Origin of the sequence: Fischerella major NIES-592, from assembly GCF_001904645.1 — a bacterium.
GTDB lineage: Bacteria > Cyanobacteriota > Cyanobacteriia > Cyanobacteriales > Nostocaceae > Fischerella > Fischerella thermalis.
Window position 1 is genome coordinate 221,027 of sequence record NZ_MRCA01000004.1, and the last position, 26,668, is coordinate 247,694.

Sequence of the window (26,668 nt, forward strand, 5' to 3'; positions counted from 1 at the left end):
AAGACACTAAGACACAAAGAGTAACCAACCGTATTGGGTTAAAGGAAAAAGGATAAGGAATGTTCTTTCTATTCCTTACCCTTTCACCTTTAGGACTTACTTGGAAATAGTTGATTAAATATATTTAATTTTTTAATTTTGTAATTTTTAAATATGCTTAATAATAATACGGTTGCGTCCCTCTGCTTTTGCTTGATAAAGTGCCTTATCAGCTGCTTCAATTAAAGCTAAGGGCGAAGTTTCAAAATTGGGAATAACTGTAGCGATTCCTAAACTGAGAGTTACAAACTGACTAACAGTAGATCCAGAGTGAACGATTTCTAATTCTCTCACTCCAGCCTGCATTGCTGCTGCGACGTGAACTGCACCCCTATCATGAGTGTGAGGCAAAATCACAGCAAATTCTTCACCTCCATAACGTGCAACTAAGTCCTGATATTTTTGGGCTGTGTCTTTTAAGACATTAGCCACCTTTTGCAAACAGATATCCCCAGCGGGATGACCATATTTATCGTTGTAGAGTTTAAAAAAATCGATATCACATAAGATTAATGAGATTGGCGATCGCTGCTGTGCTAACTCCAACCACTGAGAATTGAAATATTGATCAAAGCGACGGCGATTAGCTAGTCCAGTTAAGCCATCTTCGTTAGCAAGTTGCTGCAAAGCTTGATTGGCTGCTTCTAACTGTTTATATACCTGTCCTTGTTGTAATAGCTTTCTTACCCGTCGCCGCAATACTGCCCAGTGAATGGGTTTAGTGACAAAATCACTAGCTCCAGCCTCAAAAGCACGGTCTACTGAATCAGGATCATCTAATCCTGTAATCATCAGTATAGGAGTACGGGCCCAAAATGTAGAAATCAAGCTATTGCCAAAACCGGAGACGTCAAGAGAACCAAGTGCTAGCACTAAATTTTTCTTGGCAATTTGCATTAATTCCTGACAACAGGTAAAGCCATCCATTGTTGGCATGACCACATCTAACAAAATTAAATCAGGCTTGACGGCAGTATAAGCATCTAAACACTCTTTACCATTACTGACTTCGACTACTCGGTAGCCTTCTTGTTCCATAGCTTCACGCAACAGCATTCGCATGGTTGTATCATCATCAGCTACGAGAATCAGAGGGGGTTTATTGGAAATAGAATTAAATGAGCTTATCCCTAACATGAGTTGAATTTTATAGGAAATAAAAGCTTAAACGATGAAAAAGGCAATATATTTATGCTAATGCTGATAAATTGTTGATTTTGATGTTTTTTATTGTAAAAAGCCTTCTTAACTGCTGGTTGAACACAGATTTTGTGAACCAACTCAATCATTTCCCGTGGAATTGGTTTGTGTAAAAGTAAACAACATGTAGCGTCATTTGTTTTTTGTATGAGTGAGTGTGGACTAATGTATCGATGGCACAGCAACACAATGACATCAGTGCTACCTCTGTAAGAAGTGGTATTGCTCCTTGCTGTCTGTAAATCTGGTGGTGGTAGACCGATGGTTTGCATAGATTAACCTGTCTAGAAAGCAAAGGTAGTTTGTACCTTTTTGTCCTACCATGCACTTGCAAGGTAGGGAAATGTTACTATTTATATTTCCCAACTACAAACAAGCAATTACTATTTTTTTGAAAACTTCAAATGTATATTCGCAGTTTAAGGTTACGCAGTGTGTTTAAACACCAACTGTATTAGGACAAAAAGTGGCTGATTGCGTAAGTATGTCGTAAATGTACAATTTATAACTATGGAGTCAAAACGGATAAATTTAATTTTGTGCCAATCATAGTAATTATTTGGTAAGTTTACTTAACTAACATCTAAAAAATATAAATAGGTAAAGTTATAAATAAAAATAAGGATAAGACAGCAAAAAATAGGTGAAAAGCTTTCGTTGTTTCTACTTAACACCCATCTTATGGAAATTTATGGAGTATCTTTTATGCCAGATTCATTAATGTACCAGCAAGATCATTTTGTTGTTTTAGAGACAAATCAAGAGGAACAGTTTTTGACAGCATCAGAATTATTAGAAAAATTGACAGATATTCTCCAAAAACTCAATCCTCAAGATTTACCTCCTGATATACGTTCTTTGGATTCGCTCGAATCAAGAGCGAAATATTTGCTTGATACCAGTTGTGAATTGGATGTTGGCCCCGGGCAATATTTACAATGGTACGCAGTACGCTTAGAGAAATAAATTTAGTCAATAGTCAATTGTCAAAACAATGGACTATTGACTATTCACATTGGACTATTTTGTAGCCGCGATCAATGTTAGCTCAATTATATTTTCTCCTGACTGTGTGACTTCGACGTTGACTCCAGGACCAAAATAACTGACCATTTTCTCCTGTTTTTGTTGCCAGATCTCAATTGGGATTGCTGAGGAATCAAATTCTAAAATCAAGGCATAATTTCCGTTGATATCTTCTTCTCGTAACCCTGTAATCAGTGGTAGTTCTCCATCTGAAGAAGTTAAACCCAAGTAGGACAAAGCACGATCAAAATGAGCGTTTTGCCCGTAGGAATAACGAGTCAGGTCTTTACGAATTTTATTTTGAGTGGGAGTTGCTTGCTGCTGGCGCAGTGCTAAAACTGTAGGCGCAGTAGCTTGACTGAAGGGTACGGGTTTGAGTTCATTAGCTTTAAGTGCCAACCCTCCTAGCACTAGTGGAATCCCGTAAAAAAATCCAACCAGATTGAGAGTAGCATTATCGTTTGCGTAGGCAATGAAGCCGATGATGGTTAAGATACCACCGATGGTTAAACCCAGGGTTCCCAGAGAAACTTGGCGTAACATGACTTAATTTTTAATAGTTTTTCTTTGCACCGGTTTTTCTTATCATCGGCGATCGCCTACAGATTAGGGAAGAGGATAGATAAAAGTCTCTATTGTTTTGAGTTAACTTTGAATTTGAACATATTATTTAAGACGGAAATCCAAAATTATGGATCCACAAACTATCAAAGAAAAAATTGCTCAAATTCAAAGCAAGCGTGAGTACTTACTCAGCTTACTGGAGCAACCAAACTTGGGGACTTTAAGAATAGACGTAAATCAAGCTTTGGAAGAAATGGATGAGTTAATAGATGAATATAGACGCACCTTTCCGGAAACAGACATCTGATTAAGCTAAACTAAGCTACAGCAATAAAACCTATGTCGATAGCAACCTTTGATTCTGGTTCTATCGACAACTTCTCCATTTCTTTCAAATATCCAAACTCCCAAATCAGCATTTGTATTTGTTTATCCAGCAAAAGTACCATTAATCGTCCTTTGACCTAATTGCCTTACCAAGGAAACTAGTTCTGTGGTCGGCACATCTTTTTTACAAACAGCATCTAAACAAGCTCTTGCCTTTCCTTCGATAAGTTTAGAGTCATCCACCGATGAGTAAGCAATAATCTGAGTGCTAGGATCAATAGCTTTAATCTCACCAGACGCAATCCACCCATCCTTAACTGGCATTTGCAAGTCCAGAACAATCACATTAGGCTTGTGGCGTTTAACCATTTCTATGGCTTCCTGACCATTACAGGCTAAACCTACAACTTGAATATTTTCTTGACCAGAAAATATTAATTGCAAAGTTAAGCGTGTTAGTTCGTGGTCATCAACCACTAGAACGCGCAAGCTATGAGACTCACAAGACAACATTAACATCCAAGCAAACTATAAGGTTAATGCATAACAGCCTTTATAGTTTATGGGAATAACTACTGGAACTAACTCTATCCTATGGTTGAATAAATTCAATCTTTTGACAAGATTTAAAAAGTATGAAGATTTAGTAATATTAAATTTTTTCAACAGAGGTATTGAACTACTTGTCAGGATACACATAACTCTTTCTTGAATTCATCAAGTTTGAGGCGATCGCTGGTGGGTTTAAAGCCATAGACATGAGAATTTTTTGCGAACTAGCCTCAGGACAATCTTCACCAGGACGACGTTGAATGTAGCTACCATCTGGCTGTAATTCCCAAGCTTGGCGGTTATCTGCCAACATAATACCCAAGATTTCTTGCAAATCTTTAGCAATATCTGGATCCAATATAGGAGTAACTACTTCCACTCGTCGATCCAGGTTGCGGGGCATCCAGTCGGCACTGCCAATATAAATTTCTTCTTCACCGTTATTGTAGAAATAAAAAATCCGGGAGTGTTCTAAAAATCGACCCACAATACTAATAACGCGAATATTTTCGCTGATATCTTTAAGTCCAGGACGTAAGCAGCAAATACCCCTGACAATTAAGTCGATTTGTACACCTGCGCGGGAAGCTTTATAAAGTTCAGAAATGATTTGTGGATCGACCAGAGAGTTCATTTTGGCAACGATACGCCCGGAAAAGCCTTTTTGGGCATTTTCGATTTCTCTTTCGATCAGTCCAACAAAGCGATCGCGTAAATTTACAGGCGCCACTAATAATTGGCGGTAAGACTTTTGTCGTGAGTATCCAGTCAAGAAATTAAATACATCTGTAACATCTGCTCCCAAGTCTTCTTGACAGGTAAACAATCCCAAATCTGTATATAATCGTGCTGTTTTGGGGTTGTAATTGCCAGTACCAATATGAACATAGCGACGAATACGGTCTTGTTCGCGCCGTACAACCATGACAATTTTAGAGTGGGTTTTCAAACCGACTAGACCGTAAACAACGTGAACTCCGACGCTTTCTAAACGCTTAGCCCAAAATATATTATTCTCTTCATCAAACCGTGCTTTCAGTTCTACCAATACAGATACTTGCTTGCCATTTTCAGCAGCAGCAATTAAGGCATTAATTATTGGTGAATCACCAGAAGTACGGTAGAGAGTCATTTTAATTGCTAAGACATTCGGGTCATGGGCAGCACTGGTAATAAAGCGCACTACTGATGCTGTAAAAGATTGATAGGGATGGTGTACCAGTAAATCTCGTTCCCGAATCACAGCAAAAAAGTCTCTGCCTTCTTCTATTTCTAACACCTCGGAACTGGGATTAACTTCGCGAATGCGTTGCAGCCGAGGGGGTACAACAGACTGCCAAGGAGGATCTTTTAGTTCTGCTGGGACGCTCAAAGACATAAAATACATTAAGTCGTGTAGTCCCAAAAGACCATCTACTTCATAAACATCGCTTTCAGTTAACTCTAAATCTTGCAATAGTCGGTTGCGTATGACATCAGGAGTTTGGGATTGAATTTCTAGTCGAACAGGAGTACCACCGACTCGCCGTTTTCGCAGTTCTTGCTCAATTAAAAGTAGCAAATCGTCGGCTTCATCTTCTTCTAGTTCTAAATCAGCATCACGAGTAATCCGGAAGGGATGATACTCCTGAATATTCATCCCTGGAAAAAGCGACTCTAAATTGTGAGCGATCGCCTGTTCCAAGGGTACACCAGTCCATAAAGCGGGTTTACCATGCCGTTGAATTCCCAACTCTGGGGGTAAAGGTAAAAATCGCGGCAGAACTTTCGGAACTTTAACTCTGGCAAAAAATTCTTCTTCTGTTTCTGGATTTTTAACTACAACTGCTAAATTTAAACTGAGATTAGAAATGTAGGGGAAAGGATGGCTAGGGTCAACAGCAAGAGGAGTGATAACAGGAAAGATTTGTTCTTCAAAATAATTGTCTAAATATTTACGCTGTTTTTCAGTCAAATCTATATAGTCCAAAATATGGATGTTGTGATTGGCTAAAAGAGGTCTTAATACTTGCTCAAAATGTTGATGCTGTTGGGCTACTAAAGGACGTAAAACAAAACTGATATCATCCAACTGTTGTTGTGGTGTCCGACCGTCAAAACTTAATTGGCTAACTTTTGCTTCTACTTGTTGCTTTAAAACTGCAACACGCACCATGAAGAACTCATCTAAGTTAGAACTAAAGATAGCCAAGAACTTCAGGCGTTCTAAAAGGGGTGTGCGCGAATCTAAAGCTTCATGCAATACTCTGCTATTGAATTCTAGCCAGCTTAACTCACGATTTAAATAATATTGTGTATCGTTAAGATTAATTTGTTGATTGGTGGTCTTCTTAGATTTCGCCATGTTCACCTAAACACAGGCAAGCCTAGCCCATACAACTGAACTCAGTACCAACCCATCAGTATTTCAATTTGAGCAACTATGTGCAAATTTTTTACTTTAATGAGCGGATAAGTAAATCATAAATCATATTTAAGTGAAATCAAGACTCAGCGAATCGCTTTTATAAGGGAGCTTGACTAACACCTTTGAGATTTGGTGTTTTAGATTTTGGAGCTAGTTATCTAAGGGTTTTCCCTTAATTTCTCTATTGTAATAATACCAAAGCCAAGCTTTGTTACACTTGCTGTGATTTTTGTGAAAGCACTAAGATATTGGATTCTTAAATACTTAACAATCACATTTATTTTCAAGCAAATTATCAAAAAAATTTTTTTTAAAAGCTATGTTTTTAGTAATTATTTAATTAATAGTTTTAACTGACAACTTGTACCAGTTTCAATAATTGCCAGCATTTCGCCCTCAAATAAATAGCTGGCTCATAGCTTAAGTCTACTTAAGTAGACTCATGCTTTTATTGAGTAATGTCAAGATGACTTTTGCTATCAGCCAAAAAATTTAATCCTTCTGCCTTCAGGCATAGGTGCCTTATCTTCAATTAAGCTTAACTACAAACACCGAGCAATGGGCTTCTTCTACTACTTGACCACTAACTGAACCCTGGACTATTCGGTTCATACCAGTCAATCCCCGACTACCAATCACAATTAAATCAGCTTTATAAATATTGGCAAGGCGGATGATTTCTTCTGCCGGATCGCCGGTAACTAATTCTATTTCACTTGCCACAGGTAACTGTGCTTGGTAAGATTGCAGTTGTTTTTCGATCTGTAAATAAGAAAGAGCTGGAGAATCTGAGTGAGGCTTGTCGGCAGGCAATTCTATTTCTAAGTCAGGGGGAGGAAAAACATGACAAAGGACAACTTTGCTGTCTTTTGGTAATACTAAATCGTTTAAAGTTTCAATGACTCGCTCTGCAATGCCTGAAGAATCTAGAGCTACCAAAATAGTCTTTAGCACGGCTTGTATCTCCAAAAGTGCAAACCCCTGTAATTAAAATTGATGATTTTCAAGATTATACTAAGGTGAATGTAGGCTTAAAGTTTAAGTTTGACGCTACAATTTGGTTTTTGTCAAAAGTCTGGAGAAAATTTAATAATTGTTAGTGTTTATTTGTTGTTTGTTGTTTGTTAAGCCATCAACTACCAACAATATGATTTATTCTTCTTTTTGAACTCGCCGTCTTACGGAATCAGCATGAGAAGGTAAGCCTTCAGCTGCTGCTAGTGCATCAATTGCGCCTGCTACTTTCTCCAAGGCAGTTTGTGAGTACTGAATAATACTTGAGTGTTTAAGGAAAGTTTCAACTCCTAATGGCGAAGCATAGCGAGCTGCACCAGAGGTAGGTAAGGTATGGTTGGGTCCAGCAATATAATCTCCTACTGCTTCCGGTGTAGAGTGGCCTAAGAAAATAGCCCCAGCATGGCGAATGAATGGTAGGACTTTCTCCCAAGGATCTTCCACTTCTAGTTCTAGGTGTTCGGGAGCAAATTCATTTGAGAGTTCGGCTGCTGCCTGTAGAGATTCAACAATTACAATTAAGCCATAGTGGGCGAGTGCTTTTTCTGTAAGGGTGCGTCTAGGATGATCTACCAATTGTCTTTCTACAGCAACTTGTACGTTCTTAGCTAAAGCTGGATCTGTCGTCAATAAAATTGCCGCCGCCATTGGATCGTGTTCAGCTTGTGCGAGCATATCTGCTGCTACATGAACGGGATTTGCGGTTTCATCGGCAATAATCAGCACTTCGCTTGGCCCCGCTAAAGAATCAATACCAACTGTCCCATAAACCAGTTTTTTTGCTAGGGTTACATAAATGTTACCTGGACCGGTGATGACATCGACTTTAGGAATTGTTTTCGTACCGTAGGCTAAAGCAGCGATCGCTTGCGCTCCACCGACACGATAAATTTCTTGCAACCCCACTTCTTGGGCAGCTACCAATACGGCTGGGTAAATAGTTTTACTTGCTCCTGGTGGTGTCACCATAATAATACGGCGCACTCCTGCCACCTGAGCAGGAATTGCATTCATTAAGACCGTACTCGGGTATGCGGCACGACCACCAGGTACGTATATTCCTGCTCGATCTACAGGAGTATAGCGTTTGCCGAGAACTACTTCATCATCATCAAAGTGTACCCAGCTTTTTGGAACTCGTTGGCGGTGAAACACTTCGATTTGGCGACAAGCCAATCTAATTGCTTCCACCAGTTCTTTTGAGACCTGTTGATAGGCAGCATCTATTTCTGAACCTGTAACCCGTAGTTCTTCTGGCTTGAGAATTTGATGGTCAAATTCTGCTGTGTAATGTAATACAGCTTTATCACCTTGGCGCTTCACCGCTTGCAACACTTCCCGCACTGTTGCTTCTTTATGAAGCACCTGTTCGTCATTGGTGCGATCGCAGATCCTTTGTAATTCTGATCTGACGTCTGCCTGCTGAGTAATGATTCGCAGCATGGAGTAAGGACAATGCCAACTTTAAAATATTCCCATTTGAGAATGAGTTTTGCTTCTTGCCCTCAGGGGGAAGGATAGCTAACACCAACTCTCTTTTCTAGCTTAACCTGGATTTTTTTGATACTCTCAAGGTTTGTAGCATATGACTTTTTTACAAAGGCCACTAAATTGTGATCATTCTAGTCGGTTTCCGGCTAATTTAGTAGTACTCAAAAAAGTCTTACTAGTTATTTTCAACGATAAGCAAGCTAATTATTACTTTTTTCATGTTTGTCATATTCCCAAATTAGGGAGATAGATTGTTTTCACATTTTAGTCGGCTTTTGATTGCACAGGTAGGCTCTAAGTATACTTTCTGCCTATCTTTCTAATTTAGTAGCTAACATTATTGTATGGATACAGATGATCGGATGTCTAAATATCGGCCTTTGAACTTTAGCTATTTACACTTTATTACCTCTATCAATAGATATCATTTGAAGATGGGTTAAATTTTAAGCGATCACAACCACTTGGCAACAGGTGGTGAATGAGATATCTGATTTATCGAGTACCTAATTTTAACGTATTTCTAGTGGTGAAAACAAAATATAAAGAGGCTTTCATAAATACTGTCAAACAAAAACGAATTTTTCCTAAGGATGAGATCAATTGTCAACGAGGATTTTCAAATTGGCTGAGCCAAAAATCAATTGGGTAAATATACTTGTTCATTTTCCTACAAATTCTCAAAATATATCTGTCACTGATATAACAGATGTATTTTTCCGTCTTGAAAACAGCGATCAAGAATCAAATTAGGAGCAAACCCATAATCTCATCTGTGTGCATCGCCTTGTACTGTGTTAGTTCTTTTATCAAGAGTGTTGTGGGCGCTCACCCATGAGAGTCTAGCTGGAAAATGGGTGTAGAGGTGTAGTCAGAGTTAAATTTTCATGCCTGGTAGTGGAACTTGTTTAATAGGGACTACCCTCTGCCTTTCTTTGGTAAAAAAACTATAAAAGCTTTATATACACCCAGACTAACAAAAAGCGGGGATGTAGCCAACTTCACCACATCCCCGCCTCAGTTTATGACTAGGCTAGTTTATTCGTCGTCTTCGTCCTCGAAATCATCTTCATCGAAATCATCTTCGTCGTCTTCTGTTAGATCGTTGATTTCACCAGGAATCAAATCATCATCATCATCCAAAATCGACTTTGGTCTGCTGCCATAAGTCATTTCTCCTACTCCTAGAGTTGGAGAATCCAAGTTGTAGGTACGGGCTGTGCGATCGTCCAGCACCATATCTAATGGATCTTCAACTTCATCTAAGACACTACTGCTGAAGGAATCGGTGTAGTCTTCGACTATACCAGGTTCTTCGTAGGTATTAAAGCCTGTGCCAGCAGGAATTAATCGTCCGATAATCACGTTTTCTTTCAAGCCACGTAACCAGTCAGATTTACCTTCTATTGCTGCTTCGGTTAATACCCGAGTAGTTTCTTGGAAGGAGGCGGCAGAGATGAAGCTATCAGTATTCAAAGATGCTTTGGTAATACCCAACAATACGGGAGTGTATTGCGCCTTTGCGCCACCGGTAATTGCCATAGCTTCGTTTACCTGTTCGATTTGACGCAGTTCTACCAATTCACCAGGTAGCATAGTGGTATCACCGCCATCATCAACCCGCACTTTAGAAGTCATCTGGCGAACAATCACTTCAATGTGTTTATCAGCAATATCAATTCCTTGAGACTGATAGACCATTTGTACTTCGTTTACCAGGAAGGTTTGTACCTTCTGTAATGCATGACTAGCACAGGCGTAGACTCCCTCTTCAGAACCAAGGTTAAAGAAGACTTCCAATATCTCGTGGGGGTTGGCTGGACCATCTGTGAGTGGCTGTCCAGCACTGACTGTTTGCCCATCCGTAACTACTAAGTTCTGTCCAGGGCCAATGGTATAGTCTGTAACTACACCGTTAGGTTCGATCACTTTTACGGCGATCGCTTCATCCCCATCACCATAGATGACCTTAACTTCTCCTGCTCTCTTAGCTAATATACATGCTTCTTTCGGCTTACGGGCTTCGAGAAGTTCTTCAATTCTGGGCAAACCTTGGATGATGTCTCCTGTCTTGGCACGTTCAAATACTAGCAACACCAAGTTATCACCGCGCTGTACCAAATCACCGTCTTCTACTTGTAAGATCGCACCACCACTGACGCGGTAGGGACGACCAACACGGATGGTAACAGAGTAGTTTTGAGTAGCCAGTGCTGATGAATCAGCCGTAGTTTCTCCTGTACTTTCTGCTTTTTTCACAGCTACAACTTGCCCAGATTCTTCAGCAAAGACTCCTGGAGCAATTTCTGTACCCTCTACCACCAAGTCACCCGGTTTTACTTTGGGTTGGACAGCGCAATTCATTTTGATCATGTCGTGTTGTTGACGCAACACCAAGCAACGACGAACAGCTTCTGTACCTTTTTTGACGCCCCGGACGATACCACCTTCTTTACATAAGATTTGGGTACGTGCTACTACTGCACCAGGAGCAATAGTTTGTCCGTCTTCAACCTCAAGGGTTGTATTCGTACTACCTTGAGTAGCATCAGCGGTAATATCTCGACGAACCGTTAAAGATTCCAAAATCACCAGTTGCAAACGTTGAATTTCTGGATCATTGGCATCAGGTACCAATTCAATATCTGCTGCCAAGGGGGAGGCTGTGTGGTCTTGCTCGTCTTCTTGCTCAATTTCCAATACTAGTTGAGTTCGCAGCAGTTCGACGCCTTCAACACATTTAACACGTTCAGAATCTTTGTAGGGCAGCCGTTGTACAGCTCGCAATTGAATGGAGCGGGCTGTTTGCTGGCTCACGGATGTAGTAGAAGGCACATCAGGATAGTTGGGTACGGCATACTCAACTACCAAACGACTTAACAAGGCAGGACCTTCTGGTGTTTCCACGTACTGAATGTAGCGCAGTTCATTAAAGGTTTGTCCCAGCAGTTCTTCACCAGGTTGGACAAAGGTGTTATCTTTGCTCATCACTGCTTCTGGGTCATCCACCATCAGCAGGTCTCCTGGTTTAATTACCACTTCTCGCAGAATGTCATTTTTCTGGGTGACTTCGATGACGCCACTGTTTTGGCAGAAGATATCTTTGACTACCTCAGTACCAGCTTCAACGTACTGACCGTCTTCCACTAACAGCAAGGAGATATCTTTATTAACTTCGTGTGTTTCTTCGGGAATCCACAGTAAAGTTCCGCCCTGCACCACTTCGTAGCCTTGCTTGGCTTTACCTTTTTTCTGGACTTCTACACCAGCGTATTTGAGCATTCCACCGGTAGTGGTACGATAGCGGTCGTCAATCAACTCGGCGACTACCTGACCGTTTTGGACTTTTGTACCAGGGGTTGCCCTCAAGTTGAAGACTTGATTGTTACCAGTGCTAACTAAGTAGTTATTTTTACCTTGAGAGCTTTGGACAGTGACTGTGGCTTGGTCTAAAACTACAGAAGCTGTAATAATTTCAATTTCCCGTGTAGATTTGCCTGGGGTTGCTTCGGGCAAACGTACCACACCACCATGCTGGGTAGTAAGTTTGGTTTCTGCCAGGACGCCATTAGTAGCGACGGTATCGTTTTCTTTGACTACCAATTCCGCACCAGGTGGTAAGTTATAAACTTCCCCTGACAAAATCCAGATCAAACCACCTCGTGCTGCTGTGGTGGTGGTGTTACCTTGACGGTCAGTTTTTTGTTCGGCGACAACATCGGCAAATTTAACTTCCCCGGCTAAGTCAGACGCTACGTCTTTGACAGCTTTTTCTGTATTAGCGCGAGTTGTACGTCCACCAAGGGCGACTTCTGCGATTAATTGACCTTGCTTGACTTGTTGTCCATCTACAACGTACAGGGTTGAACCTTGGGTAACAGCAATTTCCCTGCTTGTTGAGTTACCAGCATCTAAAGTTAATGTGCCGTTGGTTTCTACATACAAAGCATCTTCACCGTGACGGGTACGATAGGGTCTTGTGCGTAAGCGGCGGGGGAAACGGACTGTACCATCAATTACAGCGCGTTCTTGTTTAGCTACTTCCCCAGTGAATACACCACCTGTGTGGAAAGTACGCATCGTCAGCTGCGTACCTGGTTCACCGATACTTTGGGCAGCAATAATACCTACAGCTTCACCCAAATCTACCATTTTGGCGTGGGCTAAACTCCAACCGTAGCAATGTTGGCAAACTGATCGCGCTGCTTCACAAGTCAAGGGCGATCGCACTACTACTTCAGTTACACCTGATTTTTCGATGATTTTTGCCAAGTCGTCAGAAATCGGTGTATTTCGGGGTGCGATAACTTCGCCTGTGGTGGGATGTACCACATCTTCCGCCACAACTCGTCCCATGAGGCGGGTTTCTAGCCTAATCAAGGTCTTACCACCTTCGGTCATGGCCCGGATGGGAATTCCTCTGGTAGTACCACAGTCAAATTCCCGGATAATCACATCCTGAGAAACATCCACCAGACGACGGGTGAGATAACCGGAGTCTGCTGTGCGGAGGGCTGTATCTACTAAGCCTTTGCGCGCACCGTAAGAGGAAATAATGTATTCGGTAACGGTGAGTCCTTCCCGGAAGTTGGTTTTGATCGGTAAGTCGATAATTTCCCCTTGGGGATCTGCCATCAGTCCCCGCATCCCGACCAATTGCCGTACTTGGGAAATGTTACCCCTAGCCCCGGAAAATGCCATCATATACACGGAGTTGAGGGGATTTGTCTTTTTGAAGTGGCTAACAACTTCGTCTTTGAGAGCTTCAGAAGTTCCATTCCAGGTATCAATTACTTTTTGGAAGCGCTCTACTTCCGTAATTTCCCCACGTTGGTAGCGTTCTTCAGTAGCGCGAATTTCTGCTTCTGCGGCTTCCAGGAGCGATCGCTTGGAAGGAGGAACCATCAAATCTTCTACGCTGATGGAAACACCAGCTTTGGTGGCGTAGCGGAAACCCAAATCTTTTAATTTGTCCGCCATCACAGCAGTCCGCGCTGTACCATAGTGCGTAAACGCCCAAGAAATCAAATTACGCAGTTGACCTTTGTCAACAACGCGATTGCGGAAAATCATTTTGTCGTTAGTCATTTTGTCAATAGTTGTTGGTAGTTGGTGAGTCCAGCCCCCCCAAAAGGCGGTCTCCGTCACGTAGACGCGCAAGCGGTGAGACAGCGCGGTCTTGGGGGTTTCCCCCATGAGCGACTGCGTTCGCGTAGCGTCCCGGAGGCAACTACCCGAAGGGCTTCCCGTAAGGGTAGGGGGACTGGCGAACCCGAAGGGTGGTTGATGGTTGATGGTTGGTTGTTCGTTGATTGTTACAAACAACAAACAACAAACAACACTTCCTAACTTGCTAGCGCTTCCTGAATTGCCTTATTGTAAATTACACGACCAGGAGTTGTGTATATATACTGAGAAATTAGATTTCCCTGAGCGTCTTCTCTGACTCGACGGTATTTATACAACTTAGTCACACTACCATCATCATTTTTAATCACTTCTCGTGGCTCATGGTCCGCTTGGTCTGACTCAACTTCACCGTCGTAGCGGACATAGATATAGGCGTGCAGGTCTACCTGTTCCTGATCAAAAGCCATAATTACGTCGTCTAAAGAAGCAAAATAGCGTCCTGCACCCTTGGTAGCGTGGGGATTTTCTGCGGTTAAGTAATACGAACCTAACACCATATCTTGGCTAGGTGTAATGATGGGCTTACCTGTAGCAGGAGACAAAATGTTGTTGGAAGCCAGCATCAATAACCGTGCTTCCGCTTGTGATTCCAGAGATAACGGCACATGTACCGCCATTTGGTCACCGTCAAAGTCAGCGTTAAAAGCTGGACACACCAATGGGTGTAGCTGGATCGCTCTTCCTTCTACCAAAATTGGCTCAAAAGCCTGAATACCCAAGCGGTGCAGAGTAGGAGCGCGGTTGAGTAAAACTGGGTGTCCTTCAATTACTTCTTCCAAGACATCCCAAACACTGGGATCAGACCGGGAGATCAGCTTTTTCGCAGCTTTAATGTTGTTTACCATGCCACTACGAATGAGGCGATGAATCACAAACGGCTGGAATAGCTCAATTGCCATTTCCCTTGGCAAACCACATTGGTGGATATTTAACTTTGGCCCCACCACAATTACAGAACGCCCAGAGTAGTCAACCCGTTTACCCAATAAATTTTGCCGGAAGCGCCCTTGTTTTCCTTCAATAATGTCTGATAAAGATTTTAAGGGTCTATTGTTTGCTCCAACTACAGTCCGTCCGCGTCGACCATTATCAATTAATGCGTCTACCGCTTCTTGTAGCATCCGCTTCTCGTTGCGAACGATAATCTCCGGAGCCAAAATTTCCTGCAAACGTGCCAGACGGTTATTGCGGTTAATTACTCGCCGGTACAAATCGTTCAAGTCGCTGGTTGCAAACCGTCCACCATCAAGCTGCACCATCGGGCGCAAATCTGGTGGGATGACAGGAATTACTGTCATTACCATCCACTCTGGTTTGGAGCCAGTGGCGATAAAGTTGTCGATTACCCGCAGGCGTTTAATGAGCTTCGCTCGTTTTTGACCTTTGGCGGTGGTAATTTCTTCGCGCAGAGTTTCAGCTTCTTGTTCGAGGTTAATATCAGCAAGTAGTCGCAGTAACGCCTCTGCACCAATACCTACCTCTACACCTTGTAAAGTTGAATCTTCGCTGTAAATCTGATCTTCTATTTCTAGCCACTGATCCTCACTGAGTAATTGTTTATAGCTGAGGGTTTCAGCATTACCAGGGCTAAGAACAACATAGGAATTGAAATAAACAATTTGCTCTACATCCCGCAGTGGCATATCCAACAGGATGGAGATATAACTAGGAATACCTTTGAGATACCAAACGTGAGCTACAGGCGCAGCGAGTTTAATGTAACCCATGCGGTGGCGGCGTACTCTTGATTCGGTAACTTCCACACCACAACGTTCGCAAACAATCCCCCGATGGCGTACTCTCTTATATTTACCGCAATGACATTCCCAATCTTTTGCCGGACCGAAGATCCGCTCGCAGAACAAACCATCCATTTCTGGTTTGAGAGTCCGATAGTTGATCGTCTCCGGCTTAGTAACTTCACCAACGACCTGGCCATTGGGTAGTGTTCTTTCACCCCACTGACGAATACGTTCGGGCGATGCCAAGCCGATTTTAACGTAGTCAAACTGATTAGTTTGGGTGTTTCTCATCTGTTTAATGCTGCGTTTGAGTTATGACTTTACAAACAACACGGGCATAATTAGCCGTGCTAGTGGGAGGAGTATTTAGTTTTTAGTTGATGGTTGTTTGTTGTTGGTGAGTCCAGCCCCCCAAAAAGGCGGTCTCCGTCACGTAGACGCGCAGCGGCTTCCCGTCAGGGTAGGGGGACTGGCGAACCCGTAGACACGAAGTGGCTTCCCGTAAGGGTAGGGTTGGTTGGAAAATCCAAACAACCACCAACTATCAACAAACAACCAGTATTTATTCTTCCTCTTCCATCGACTCGCGGCTTAAGGATTCGTAGGTTGGACGTGGAGGTGTACGACGGGCACTATTGTCTGCCATTAAATCAACTTCTACGTCTACGGTACTGCCATCTGTTTGGGTTTCCACCTTGTGGACGGCAATATCCAATCCTAGAGATTGCAATTCTCGCATTAGGACTTTGAAAGATTCTGGTGTTCCCGGTCGAGGAATGGCTTTGCCTTTGACGATCGCATTTAATGCTTCATTGCGTCCTTGCATATCGTCAGATTTGACTGTCAGCAATTCCTGCAATGTGTAAGCTGCACCAAAGGCTTCCAATGCCCACACTTCCATTTCTCCAAACCGCTGACCACCTTGCTGAGCCTTACCACCCAAAGGCTGCTGGGTAACTAAGGAGTATGGACCAGTAGAACGAGCATGGATTTTATCGTCTACTAGGTGTACCAGTTTCAGCATGTAAGCCACACCTACTGTTACTGGTCGGTCGAAGGGTTCACCAGTGCGGCCGTCATATACCATAATTTTGCCTGGGTCATCTGGGTTAAATACCCAGTTTTTGCCAGTTTCATCCCGTGCTTCTTGTAATTTGCCATGCACAATGGTGCGGGATGCTTCTTCACCGTACATTTCGTCAAAGGGCGTAATCTTAAACCGCACTCCCATGACGTGACCAGCCCAACCCAACAGACACTCAAATACCTGTCCAACGTTCATTCGGCTAGGCACACCCAAGGGGTTGAGGACGATATCTACTGGTGAACCATCAGGCAAATAGGGCATGTCTTCTATTGGAAGTATCTTGGAAATAATCCCTTTGTTGCCGTGACGTCCTGCCATTTTGTCGCCGACTTGGATTTTCCGCTTCTGGGCTACATACACCCGCACCACCATGTTGGCTCCCGGCGGTAGTTCATCGCCTTGTTCGCGGGTGAAGATCCGCACGTCTACGACGCGTCCTTTTTCACCATTGGGTACGCGTAGGGAATTGTCTCGCACATCCCGCGCTTTTTCACCGAAGATAGCCCGCAGTAGTTTTTCTTCTGGTGGTTGGTCTGATTCACCTTTGGGAGTGACTTTACCGACGAGAATATCTCCAGCTTCTACCCACGCACCGATACGGATGATTCCCTGTTCATCTAAATTTCTTAGGGCATCTTCACCGACGTTGGGAATTTCTCTGGTGATTTCTTCGGGCCCCAGTTTTGTCTGTCTAGCCTCAATTTCATATTTTTCAATGTGAATTGAGGTATAAACATCATCCTGTACTAATCTTTCGGAAATCAAAATTGCGTCTTCGTAGTTATAGCCTTCCCAAGGCATATAGGCGACGATGATGTTTTGTCCTAGTGCCAATTCTCCACCTTCGGTAGAGGAACCGTCTGCTAGCACCTGACCAGCAACAACCCGTTCACCGACGCGGACGAGGGGTTTTTGGTTCAGACATGTGTCTTGGTTGGAGCGCTGGTACTTGGACAAGATGTACTCGATTTCAGCAGGGGGTTTGGCGTTTTCCTCACCTGGACGTACCCGTGGACGTACCCGGATCTTGGTCGCATCGACGTAGGTGACATCACCGTCGGTACGCGAGACAATTACCATCCCGGAGTCTCTGGCTCCCTGTGCTTCTAAGCCTGTCCCTACCAATGGACGCTCTGGCTTGAGCAGGGGTACTGCTTGACGTTGCATGTTTGACCCCATGAGAGCGCGGTTAGCGTCGTCATGCTCCAAGAAGGGAATCATGCTCGTAGCTACCGACACAATTTGTACGGGGGAGACTGCTATATAGTCTACTTGTTCTGGAGTTGTAGTGGAGAATTCCTGACGATAGCGTACAGGTACTTCTGGCCCTATCAGATGACCATTTTCATCTATGGGAGCATCTCCAGCCGCTACCCGGAAATCGTCTTCTTCGTCGGCAGTCATGTAAACTGGTGGCAAGTCATATCTGACGCGCCCATTTTCCACTGGTCGGAAGGGCGTTTCTAGGAAGCCGTATTGGTTCACCCGGGCATGGGTTGCCAAGGAACCAATCAAACCAGCGTTGGGACCTTCTGGTGTTTCAATGGGACAAATACGTCCGTAGTGGGAGGGGTGAATATCACGGACGGCAAAACCAGCACGCTCGCGAGTCAAACCACCGGGTCCCAGGGCAGAAAGACGACGTTTGTGTGTCAATTCTGCCAAGGGGTTGGTTTGATCCATGAACTGCGACAATTGGCTGGAGCCAAAGAATTCTTTAATTGCTGCTACCAAAGGCTTGGGGTTAACTAAGGAAGCTGGAGTGAGAACTTCAGCGTCGGATACAGTCATCCGCTCCCGAATAATCCGCTCCAAACGGTTTAAACCAACCCGGACTTGGTTTTGCAGTAATTCACCGACGCTTCTAACTCGGCGATTTCCGAGGTGATCGATGTCGTCTATGCTACCAATGTCGTATTCCAGGTTAATGAGGTAATCGACCGCCGCCAAGATATCTTGGGGAGTGAGTACCCGCATGGTTTCTGGTACTTGCAGACGCAGTTTTTTGTTGAGTTTGTAGCGTCCTACACGCCCTAAGTCATAGCGCTTGGGATCAAAAAAGCGAGAGTCGAGGAGTTGCTGTCCACCTAAGACGGTAGGTGGCTCACCCGGACGCAGTTTGCGATATAGTTCCATCAGGGCTTCTTCTTCAGAAAATTGCCCTTCTTTTTCGATGGTTTTCTGAAAATATTCGGGGTGACGCAGAGCATCAAAGATTTCGTTATCTGACAATCCCAAGGCTTTTAATAGTACTTGGGCCGACAATTTGCGGGTTTTGTCAATGCGTACCCACACTAAGTCGTTACGGTCTGTTTCAAATTTCAGCCAAGCTCCCCGGTTAGGAATTAAACTAGCTGAATAAGTACGTCTGCCGTTTTTATCAATTTCTGATTTGTAGTAAACTCCTGGCGATCGCACAATCTGGTTGACAATCACTCGCTCAGCACCGTTAATAATAAACGTGCCGCGCTCTGTCATCAGAGGCAAATCTCCAATAAATACTTCTTGCTCCTTAATTTCTCCTGTTTCTTTGTTAATCAAACGTGTGGGTACGTACATTTGTACAGCGTAAGTGCTATCCCGCCGCTTGGCTTCGTCAACGTCGTACTTTGGTTCCTTCAGTTTGTAATTCTGACCTAAAAAGTGCAGCTCAAGTTTGCCGGTGTAGTCAGTAATCGGACTAAAGGAGTTAAGTTCTTCTATGAGCCCTTCCTCTAAAAACCAGCGAAAACTAGAACGCTGGATTTCAATCAAGTCGGGCAACAAAAAGGCGGGTTCCATTATTGTGTCGTTAGTCATGCCTCTACCTTTGTCAACCTGGTTAAACTTTTTGGTGTGTGGGAACTTCTCCTTACACCACCTGCAAAGTGCAGGTGTAGGCAAACGGAGCAATTAAACCTGGAAAGAGCAATTTTGGCAATAGGGAATTTGCTCCTTTTGCTGGATTTCTAAAAACAGAAGATGGTTCAGCTTTGCCCGAATGTATTTTGCTCTTTTCACTTCCCCTCCAAAAACCGCGCTATTGATCATACGCAGTTCTTTTGACTGTTGCCTTTGTAAACTGTCGGTTTTTTCAACCCAGAGCGATGATATCCTAGTACTGAGCAAATAATTTTCTCAGCCTAGCGCTTGTCTGTATAGCTTGAGGTTGGCGGATAATTCTCACAGAAAATTTCGTTTATAAATTTCTATAACTTTAATGCTTGAGCCAAAACCTAGCTCTACCTAAACAAGAAATTAGGTAATTATAGGCTTTTGCTTCATCTATGGAGCTTAGGAGGATGGTCGAGTGATATAGTAGTAGTACAACAAAAGCCGAAAAGTTTATAATTTGCCTCCTTAAACATTATGGCGCAACTAAATATTTTTTGGAGGGTACAATAATATCATAATTTTTGTCCCCCTAAAATTTTCTTTTCCAGAAGATAGTTCCAGAAAATACACATAATTACGTATTTATATATTCGCTTATAGTGTCAAATTGAATAGATTACAGGCATTTTTTGTAGTAATAGCTGCGATCGCTTCAGTTGTTTCTCCTCGAAGGCGGGCTATTTGTTCAGCCACGTAGCGAACATAGGCGGGTTCATTACGCTTTTCACCCCGCTTTGGAACTGGTGCGAGAAAAGGACAGTCTGTTTCAATTAACAGGCGATCGCTTCTCACCATTGCAGCAGATGCTTGAATCTGTTTAGCATTTTTAAAGGTAACAGTCCCGCTAAAGCTGATGTAAAAGCCTAAGTCTAGAAACCATTGAGTTTCCTCTGGCGTTCCGCCCCAGCAGTGCATTACACCTCGTACACTCTCGCCTTTGAAATTTTTCCATTTTTGCAGTACGTCCCTGACTTCTGCCGTAGCGTTACGGCAGTGGATAATCACTGGTAGGTTGAGTTCAGTAGCTATCCTTAACTGCGCTTCAAATACCATGCATTGCTGTTCATAGTTATCGGCTTTATAAAAATCTAGCCCTGTTTCCCCGATAGCTACTACTCTAGGGCCAGACTGAGCTAAATATTTAATCTCATCTGGTGTTTGCTGATTCCATTTGTCTGCATCTAAAGGATGCAACCCCACAGCAATGCTAACTTCGGGAAATTGATGAGCTAGAGCCGCAATGCTAGAAAATTCCGTTGGCTCGACACACGAATGTATTAAACGCACTACACCCGCTTCTTGCCATCGCGATCGCACTTTTTCTATATCTGCCTGGAAAACGTCAAAGTTGATATGAACGTGGGTATCGATTAGCTGCATTGTTTATTTATTTAGTCAAGAGTCCGTAGTCAAGAGTCCATAGTCAAAAGTTGAGTGACAATTGACTACTGACAATTGACAATTGACTATTATTATGCAGTTGCCGCTGGCTGTGTGTGAGCTTTTAACCTTTGAGCTAGTCTAGATTTTTTTCTCGCCCCATTGTTGGGATGGAGGACGCCTCGCTTCACAGCTTTATCAATTTTGCTATAAGCTTCCGACATCCGAGTTTGGACTTCTTGCTGTAATTCAGGGGTTGGGTTTGCTGCATAGGTTTCTACCGCAGCAAAGTATTTTTTCATCAGCGTCTTCACAGCTGATTTATAAGCTTTATTCCGTAAACGATTGCGCTCTGCGATTTTGGCGCGCTTGAGAGCAGACTTTGTATTCGCCACAGTCAGTTCCAGAAAGATTATAAATATGTACACACACTACTAGACTTACTAATATAGCATCCAAAACGCCAATGTTATGATTCCTGAGAAAAAAGTCAGGTTTTGGTATTTGAGTCTACATTAGTTGATGGTTGTTAGTGGTTAGTGGTCAAAAGTCATTTGTCAAAAGTCATTCACTCCCCACACTCCTCATACTCTCCCTTGTTACCCCACATTTCCTTTTCCCCGATTCCCGATCTCTGCTCACCTACTCCAGATTTTTGGCGCTTTTGGCGCTTTTGAAGCTAAACCCGTCTTCATAATTTTTCATCATCAAGAGCGATCGTTCTCTGCTAACAGCAGTCACACAATCCCATACTGTGAATTAAGTCTCAGGTTTCTTTAGTAATTTTTTGTGAAACATACTGTTCCTGAGGTCTAACTCTTTTAACATTTATCAGTAGAGCAAAATTCTCTATAAGAACATGGCTTTAAAAATTATCGAAAATTTCGATAGCAGTTTCACTCTCGAACCACAAGCGAAAGAGAATCTATTTAAATTATTAACTAGTGAAGCATTTTTGAATCAAATTTGCCAAAACTTGGAGTGTGAACAAGTAGAATTTACAGAATTGCTTTTTCAGCCAGTTCCTTACAGTATAGCTACTCCCAAAGGAATGCCAGCTGAATTTGAAAAATACCATGAATCGGAGGAGTACGTCATTATCAACGTTCCGCCTAACTTCATGTTCACAGCCAAGATTTTTAAACCTAGTCGGCTTTGTGCTGTTTATAAGAAATTAGGGATTGGGGATTAGGGAAAAGGGGAAAATACCAACTACTAACTACTAACGTACAGACGCGATGTTCTTGGTGTCTCTACTGACTAACCACTAACCACTAAGCACCAACCACTAACTCAATTTTATGACTACAGACACAAATATTCCTGCTTTAGCGAATTTAGAATACATTCCTTACATTGACGAAAACGGGCAATTACCTGAATATTTACAAGGTAAAATCGGAGTCTATGCAATTTTTGACCAACAACAAACGCTGCAATTTGTCGGGTATTCTCGTGATGTTTATCTTAGCCTCAAGCAGCACATTGTGCGTCAGCCACAACAATGTTATTGGGTAAAAGTCCAAACAATTGAACGCCCCAGCCGTGCGGTATTAGAAAATATTGAAAAGGCTTGGATAGAAGAAAATGGTTGTGTCCCTGTGGGGAACGGCAATGAAAAGGGAAAATGGACACAGCCAATAGATGCAAAAGTAGTAATGACCGCTGAAGAACAAGCAAATTACCAAAACCCTGTTAATGATGAAATAGCTAAAATCAAAATTCTTAAAAATGTAGCGCGGCGAGTCGAGGCGGAAATTTTAAAGGTATTAGAGGTACGTGGCTTGCAAATGCAAATTCGATTTAATCCCAAGTTGAAGGAAGAAGGATTGCTGGATTTGAAATAAATTTACTTCTATCAAAGATTAAAAAGAGGAGCTAGGTCAAGAAGAAATCCGGGTAGTACAGTTTCTCCTGATAAAGTAGGCGGAGTTTGTTCAGAAAAGTAAAGGGTTTCTACATCCTGATTTGGGCGGTAAATTTCCACTAGGGGAGTTTGGGGATCAATTAACCAACCTAAGCGAAGTCCATTGTTTAGGTAATCGTGCATTTTGCTTTGCAATTTTGGCAAGTTATCTGTTTGGGAACGTAGTTCGATCGCAAAGTCTGGACAAAGAGGGGGAAAGCCTCGTCTGTCTTCAATAGACAAAGCTTCCCATCTTTCCCGACGTACCCAAGAAACATCAGGGGAACGCTTTGCACTATTAGGCAATTTAAAGATGGTGGAGGAGTCAAAAACATGACCTAGCTTTGTCTGGCGGTTCCACAAACTTACTTGTAAGTTCAGTTCGGAATTTCTAATCCCACTTTCTCCACCAGTTGGTGGCATAATGATTAATTCTCCTTCAGCTGTTAGCTCCATGCGCCATTCTTCATTCGCCATACACAGATGATAAAATTGCTCATCTGTGAGAGCCACACTAGGAGGAACATTTAGGGTGATAGTTTCCATCGCATGATGATTAGGAAATATATTGATGGCTCCTTCGGGGTGATTTTATTTTAGTTCCCCTGCCCATACTTATGATGTGAAACTTCATAGTTCACAAGAGTGAACCCGGGATAAAAAAGACAATCCCCCCAAAACCAAACCCAACCGTTTGGCCTATTCTCCACTAAAGGGGAACACAGCGAAACAACGCACCAATACTCCTTGGGGAATATTAACGCTTCCATCCCCAAAGATGGACTAACTCCTACTAAGCGTGATGGAAGATGACCTTGGGGAGCATTAAGGGAAAAATTGAGATGAGAATATTTTAGCCACTCTTGTTTGATTCTCCAGCCAACGCGATCGCCTAATAAACACTCTGTATACTTATCGATTTCACCGCCTAGTTCCAGCCAAATATTTTTCTGCACACTAAAACCAAAGTGTCCTTGGCTGTACTTTGTCCAAAGAGCGTCAATAGTGCGTAAATCTTGACAAGGAAACTCTTTAATATGTTCTTTTTTAGCCAGCCTTTCTTTTCTTGATCGCTAACCTTGAGGATCAAATTGCCAGACAACTTGAGAAAATTTACACATCGCGCTAGTCTTCTTTAATTGTGACTGCACACTGTCAACTCAGGCGATGACAAATCAATCTTCCCCGCAAATCCCTTCTTGCACTTGGAGTCGTCCCATTGGTTTAGGTTGGGACAAGCCTTATACTGTTCGCTATGCTAGCAACATTGATGATGGCCCTTGGCACGGAATGCCCTTAGGTGGTTTTGGTGCAGGTTGTATTGGTCGTTCTTCGCGGGGAGATTTTAATCTGTGGCATATTGATGGTGGCGAACACGTCTTTAAAAATATCCCTGGTTGTCAATTTAGTGTATTTGAACGTACTGGAGCAGGAACTCAGGCATATGCTTTATGTACACAACCACCTGAAGATGGGAATTTAGCTGCTTGGCAGTGGTACCCAACAATTAAAAATGAAGACGGTATCACTGGAACTTATCATGCCCTTTATCCGCGCAGTTGGTTTGTTTATGAACAGGTGTATAAAACCCAGTTAACCTGTGAACAATTTTCTCCGATCTGGGCAAATAATTACCAAGAAACTAGCTACCCTGTGGCAATTTTTATGTGGAAAGCACACAATCCTACCAACGCATCTATTACTTTGAGTATTATGCTCACTTGGGAAAATATGGTAGGTTGGTTTACTAATGCCTTGAAATCCCCAGAGGTAAGGATGCGGGATGATGGTAGTCCGGTTTATGAATATCAGCCACCCTTAGGTGAAAGTAAAGATAATTTTAATCAACTAGTTGAAAATAGTGAACATATTGGTTGTGTTCTGGGTCGGGTTGGCGTGGATCAACCTATCCAAGAGGGAGAAGGACAGTGGTGCATTGCTACTTCTAAACATCCCAAACTAGAAATTTTTTATCATAGCCGTTGGCAGCCTAGAGGCACGGGCGAGGATGTGTGGCAAAGTTTTGCTCAAGATGGCTCCTTACCAAACTATCTAGATCATGCCTCAGCAGTTGAGGGTGAACAAATTGCAGCTGCGCTTGCTGTGCGTTTCACTCTACAGCCAGGGGAAACACTAGAGATCCCTTTTGTTTTAACTTGGGATTTCCCGGTGACAGAATTTGCGGCTGGCATCAATTACTACCGCAGATATACAGACTTTTTTGGGAATGATGGCAAGAATGCATGGGCGATCGCATTAATCGCACTACAACAATACCAGGCTTGGCGAGCACAAATTCAAGCATGGCAGAAACCCATTCTTGACCGTGCAGATTTACCAGACTGGTTTAAGATGGCCTTATTTAATGAGCTTTACGACCTTTCTGCTGGTGGTACTCTCTGGAGTGCAGCAACTGAGCGTGATCCCATTGGTCAGTTTGCAGTGTTGGAGTGCCTAGACTACCGTTGGTATGAAAGTTTGGATGTCCGGCTTTATGGCTCTTTTGCTTTATTGATGCTGTTTCCAGAATTAGAGAAGGCGGTCATGCGTGCGTTTGCCCGCGCAATTCCAGTGAGTGATCAAACTACTCGTGTTATTGGCTACTATTATACCATCTGTGCAGAAAGCCCTTTTGCTATCCGAAAGGTTGCAGGAGCAACACCTCACGATTTAGGCGCACCTAATGAACATGTTTGGGAGAAGACTAATTATACTAGCTACCAAGATTGTAATTTGTGGAAGGATTTAGGTTGTGATTTTGTTTTGCAGGTATACCGTGATTTTCTTTTCACTGGTGCTGACGATATTACATTTCTAGCAGAATGCTGGAATGCCATTGTAGAAACCCTCGACTATCTAAAAACTTTTGACATAGATAACGATGGGATTCCGGAAAATTCTGGTGCGCCTGATCAAACTTTTGATGACTGGCGGCTACAGGGAGTGAGTGCTTATTGTGGTGGATTATGGTTAGCAGCATTAGAAGCTGCGATCGCAATTTGTGATGTTTTGATAACAAACTGCAGAGATACAGAGAACGCCGAAAATTTTCTTGGCGATCTTCGCGACTTGGCGGTTCAAAAATCTATCTACCAAACTTGGTTACAACAATCTCGCCCCATTTATGAAGCAAAACTCTGGAATGGTCAATATTATCGACTAGATAGCGAAAGTGGTTCGGATGTAGTAATGGCAGACCAATTGTGTGGCCAGTTCTACGCCCGTTTATTAGGATTGCCTGATATTGTAAAGCGCGATCGCGCTTTGTCGGCATTGAAAACCGTTTACAACGCTTGTTTCCTGAAGTTTCATCATGGTCAGTTTGGTGCTGCTAATGGTCTGCGTCCTGATGGTTCACCAGAAAACCCCCAAGCTACCCATCCTTTAGAAGTATGGACGGGGATCAATTTTGGTCTAGCGGCCTTCATGGTGCAGATGGGTATGAAAGACGAAGCGATGAAATTGACAGAAGCTGTAGTTCGGCAAGTTTACGAGAATGGATTGCAATTCCGCACACCAGAAGCAATTACTGCTGTCGGCACTTTCCGCGCTAGTACTTATCTACGGGCAATGGCAATTTGGGCAATTTATTTGATGATTGGTTAGTTGTTGCTGGTTGATTGTTAGTAGTTAGTGGTTGGTTTGTCTTCTTTGTCTCCCTCGTCTTTCTTGTCCTCCTTCCAGTTCGCGATCCCAATTCCTGATCCCCATCTTTTTTGATCATGAAGACAAAAAATCCGGTTTTGATTGTAATTGCTTGTAATTGACTAATATGAATTCTCCAAAAAAATGCAACTAACTTATGGATGCATGGTTACTTGCTAAGACCACTATGTATTGCATTCTCCTGGAGCAATGGTAATATAATA

General features: G+C 42.8%; 19 protein-coding genes. 6 read left to right on the forward strand and 13 right to left on the reverse strand.

Features of this window, described 5'->3' with window-relative positions; translation table 11 throughout:
* Positions 1-147: 147 nt before the first annotated feature.
* Positions 148-1,176 carry a response regulator gene (locus NIES592_RS10150; RefSeq protein ID WP_073555674.1) on the reverse strand — a complete coding sequence of 343 codons (1,029 nt, stop codon included), beginning with the start codon at positions 1,174-1,176 and terminating at the stop codon, positions 148-150.
* 768 nt (positions 1,177-1,944) lie between these two features.
* Between NIES592_RS10150 and NIES592_RS10155 the strand changes: the two genes are divergently transcribed.
* Complete coding sequence (locus NIES592_RS10155; RefSeq protein ID WP_009456857.1) at positions 1,945-2,205, forward strand: chlororespiratory reduction protein 7; 261 nt, start codon at positions 1,945-1,947, stop codon at positions 2,203-2,205.
* A gap of 54 nt (positions 2,206-2,259) precedes the next feature.
* On the opposite strand, the gene NIES592_RS10160 is transcribed toward NIES592_RS10155, so the two are convergent.
* Positions 2,260-2,808 carry a DUF2854 domain-containing protein gene (locus tag NIES592_RS10160; RefSeq protein WP_009456859.1) on the reverse strand — a complete coding sequence of 183 codons (549 nt, stop codon included), beginning with the start codon at positions 2,806-2,808 and terminating at the stop codon, positions 2,260-2,262.
* A gap of 148 nt (positions 2,809-2,956) precedes the next feature.
* Between NIES592_RS10160 and NIES592_RS10165 the strand changes: the two genes are divergently transcribed.
* Positions 2,957-3,136 carry a hypothetical protein gene (locus NIES592_RS10165; protein WP_009456861.1) on the forward strand — a complete coding sequence of 60 codons (180 nt, stop codon included), beginning with the start codon at positions 2,957-2,959 and terminating at the stop codon, positions 3,134-3,136.
* A gap of 122 nt (positions 3,137-3,258) precedes the next feature.
* Here the strand turns inward: NIES592_RS10165 and NIES592_RS10170 are convergent, their stop codons facing one another.
* The 5 genes from NIES592_RS10170 to NIES592_RS10190 form a co-directional block, all read right to left on the reverse strand.
* Positions 3,259-3,675 carry a response regulator gene (locus tag NIES592_RS10170; RefSeq protein WP_062248239.1) on the reverse strand — a complete coding sequence of 139 codons (417 nt, stop codon included), beginning with the start codon at positions 3,673-3,675 and terminating at the stop codon, positions 3,259-3,261.
* A 160-nt stretch (positions 3,676-3,835) separates the two neighbouring features.
* Positions 3,836-6,052 carry a polyphosphate kinase 1 gene (gene ppk1 / locus NIES592_RS10175; protein WP_073555675.1) on the reverse strand — a complete coding sequence of 739 codons (2,217 nt, stop codon included), beginning with the start codon at positions 6,050-6,052 and terminating at the stop codon, positions 3,836-3,838.
* 591 nt (positions 6,053-6,643) lie between these two features.
* Complete coding sequence (locus NIES592_RS10180) at positions 6,644-7,069, reverse strand: universal stress protein (RefSeq protein WP_062248236.1); 426 nt, start codon at positions 7,067-7,069, stop codon at positions 6,644-6,646.
* Between the two features lie 198 nt (positions 7,070-7,267).
* Entirely contained in the window at positions 7,268-8,572 is a 1,305-nt protein-coding gene (gene hisD, locus NIES592_RS10185; RefSeq protein WP_073555676.1) for a histidinol dehydrogenase, read from the reverse strand.
* Positions 8,573-9,658: 1,086 nt separating this feature from the next.
* Positions 9,659-13,708 (reverse strand): DNA-directed RNA polymerase subunit beta'', encoded by a 4,050-nt coding sequence (locus NIES592_RS10190; RefSeq protein WP_062250705.1) that lies wholly within the window; start codon positions 13,706-13,708, stop codon positions 9,659-9,661.
* Positions 13,709-13,732: 24 nt separating this feature from the next.
* Between NIES592_RS10190 and NIES592_RS24495 the strand changes: the two genes are divergently transcribed.
* The gene (locus NIES592_RS24495) at positions 13,733-13,969 is read left to right on the forward strand and encodes a hypothetical protein (protein WP_143168362.1); all 237 of its coding nucleotides are present in this window, start codon (positions 13,733-13,735) and stop codon (positions 13,967-13,969) included.
* Here the strand turns inward: NIES592_RS24495 and NIES592_RS10195 are convergent.
* The 4 genes from NIES592_RS10195 to rpsT form a co-directional block, all read right to left on the reverse strand.
* The gene (locus NIES592_RS10195) at positions 13,966-15,843 is read right to left on the reverse strand and encodes a DNA-directed RNA polymerase subunit gamma (RefSeq protein ID WP_062248233.1); all 1,878 of its coding nucleotides are present in this window, start codon (positions 15,841-15,843) and stop codon (positions 13,966-13,968) included. The two genes, NIES592_RS24495 and NIES592_RS10195, sit on opposite strands and share 4 nt — an antisense overlap.
* A 271-nt stretch (positions 15,844-16,114) precedes the next feature.
* On the reverse strand, positions 16,115-19,438 hold the full coding sequence (gene rpoB / locus NIES592_RS10200; protein ID WP_026086561.1) for a DNA-directed RNA polymerase subunit beta: 3,324 nt from the start codon (positions 19,436-19,438) through the stop codon (positions 16,115-16,117).
* Between the two features lie 669 nt (positions 19,439-20,107).
* Positions 20,108-20,893, reverse strand: coding sequence for a TatD family hydrolase (locus tag NIES592_RS10210; RefSeq protein ID WP_073555677.1), 786 nt, complete (start codon positions 20,891-20,893; stop codon positions 20,108-20,110).
* A 92-nt stretch (positions 20,894-20,985) separates the two neighbouring features.
* Positions 20,986-21,288, reverse strand: a complete 303-nt coding sequence (gene rpsT, locus NIES592_RS10215; RefSeq protein ID WP_062248229.1) for a 30S ribosomal protein S20 — start codon at positions 21,286-21,288, stop codon at positions 20,986-20,988.
* Between the two features lie 464 nt (positions 21,289-21,752).
* Here rpsT and NIES592_RS10220 point away from each other — a divergent pair, with 464 nt between their 5' ends.
* Both NIES592_RS10220 and NIES592_RS10225 read left to right on the forward strand, forming a co-directional pair.
* Entirely contained in the window at positions 21,753-22,085 is a 333-nt protein-coding gene (locus NIES592_RS10220; RefSeq protein WP_009456878.1) for a hypothetical protein, read from the forward strand.
* Between the two features lie 109 nt (positions 22,086-22,194).
* Positions 22,195-22,740 carry a GIY-YIG nuclease family protein gene (locus NIES592_RS10225; RefSeq protein WP_073555678.1) on the forward strand — a complete coding sequence of 182 codons (546 nt, stop codon included), beginning with the start codon at positions 22,195-22,197 and terminating at the stop codon, positions 22,738-22,740.
* 11 nt (positions 22,741-22,751) lie between these two features.
* Here NIES592_RS10225 and NIES592_RS10230 read toward each other — a convergent pair whose 3' ends face one another.
* Together NIES592_RS10230 and NIES592_RS10235 are read right to left on the reverse strand one after the other, a co-directional pair.
* On the reverse strand, positions 22,752-23,345 hold the full coding sequence (locus tag NIES592_RS10230; protein ID WP_073555679.1) for a Uma2 family endonuclease: 594 nt from the start codon (positions 23,343-23,345) through the stop codon (positions 22,752-22,754).
* Between the two features lie 50 nt (positions 23,346-23,395).
* The gene (locus tag NIES592_RS10235; RefSeq protein WP_084552273.1) at positions 23,396-23,854 is read right to left on the reverse strand and encodes a GUN4 domain-containing protein; all 459 of its coding nucleotides are present in this window, start codon (positions 23,852-23,854) and stop codon (positions 23,396-23,398) included.
* A gap of 112 nt (positions 23,855-23,966) precedes the next feature.
* Between NIES592_RS10235 and NIES592_RS10240 the strand changes: the two genes are divergently transcribed.
* Entirely contained in the window at positions 23,967-26,405 is a 2,439-nt protein-coding gene (locus NIES592_RS10240; protein ID WP_073555681.1) for a GH116 family glycosyl hydrolase, read from the forward strand.
* The last annotated feature ends 263 nt before the right edge of the window (positions 26,406-26,668 follow it).

What these genes read in the sequence shown, in the direction of transcription:
- NIES592_RS10210 (WP_073555677.1), bottom strand. Translation starts at nt 20,893, where the DNA reads ATGCAGCTAATCGATACCCACGTTCATATCAACTTTGACGTTTTCCAG.
- NIES592_RS10195 (WP_062248233.1), bottom strand. Translation starts at nt 15,843, where the DNA reads ATGAGAAACACCCAAACTAATCAGTTTGACTACGTTAAAATCGGCTTG.
- rpoB (WP_026086561.1), bottom strand. Translation starts at nt 19,438, where the DNA reads ATGACTAACGACACAATAATGGAACCCGCCTTTTTGTTGCCCGACTTG.
- ppk1 (WP_073555675.1), bottom strand. Translation starts at nt 6,052, where the DNA reads ATGGCGAAATCTAAGAAGACCACCAATCAACAAATTAATCTTAACGAT.
- hisD (WP_073555676.1), bottom strand. Translation starts at nt 8,572, where the DNA reads ATGCTGCGAATCATTACTCAGCAGGCAGACGTCAGATCAGAATTACAA.
- NIES592_RS10155 (WP_009456857.1), top strand. Translation starts at nt 1,945, where the DNA reads ATGCCAGATTCATTAATGTACCAGCAAGATCATTTTGTTGTTTTAGAG.
- NIES592_RS10240 (WP_073555681.1), top strand. Translation starts at nt 23,967, where the DNA reads ATGACAAATCAATCTTCCCCGCAAATCCCTTCTTGCACTTGGAGTCGT.
- NIES592_RS10225 (WP_073555678.1), top strand. Translation starts at nt 22,195, where the DNA reads ATGACTACAGACACAAATATTCCTGCTTTAGCGAATTTAGAATACATT.
- NIES592_RS10190 (WP_062250705.1), bottom strand. Translation starts at nt 13,708, where the DNA reads ATGACTAACGACAAAATGATTTTCCGCAATCGCGTTGTTGACAAAGGT.
- NIES592_RS10150 (WP_073555674.1), bottom strand. Translation starts at nt 1,176, where the DNA reads ATGTTAGGGATAAGCTCATTTAATTCTATTTCCAATAAACCCCCTCTG.
- NIES592_RS10230 (WP_073555679.1), bottom strand. Translation starts at nt 23,345, where the DNA reads ATGGAAACTATCACCCTAAATGTTCCTCCTAGTGTGGCTCTCACAGAT.
- NIES592_RS10170 (WP_062248239.1), bottom strand. Translation starts at nt 3,675, where the DNA reads ATGTTAATGTTGTCTTGTGAGTCTCATAGCTTGCGCGTTCTAGTGGTT.
- NIES592_RS10160 (WP_009456859.1), bottom strand. Translation starts at nt 2,808, where the DNA reads ATGTTACGCCAAGTTTCTCTGGGAACCCTGGGTTTAACCATCGGTGGT.
- NIES592_RS10165 (WP_009456861.1), top strand. Translation starts at nt 2,957, where the DNA reads ATGGATCCACAAACTATCAAAGAAAAAATTGCTCAAATTCAAAGCAAG.
- NIES592_RS10220 (WP_009456878.1), top strand. Translation starts at nt 21,753, where the DNA reads ATGGCTTTAAAAATTATCGAAAATTTCGATAGCAGTTTCACTCTCGAA.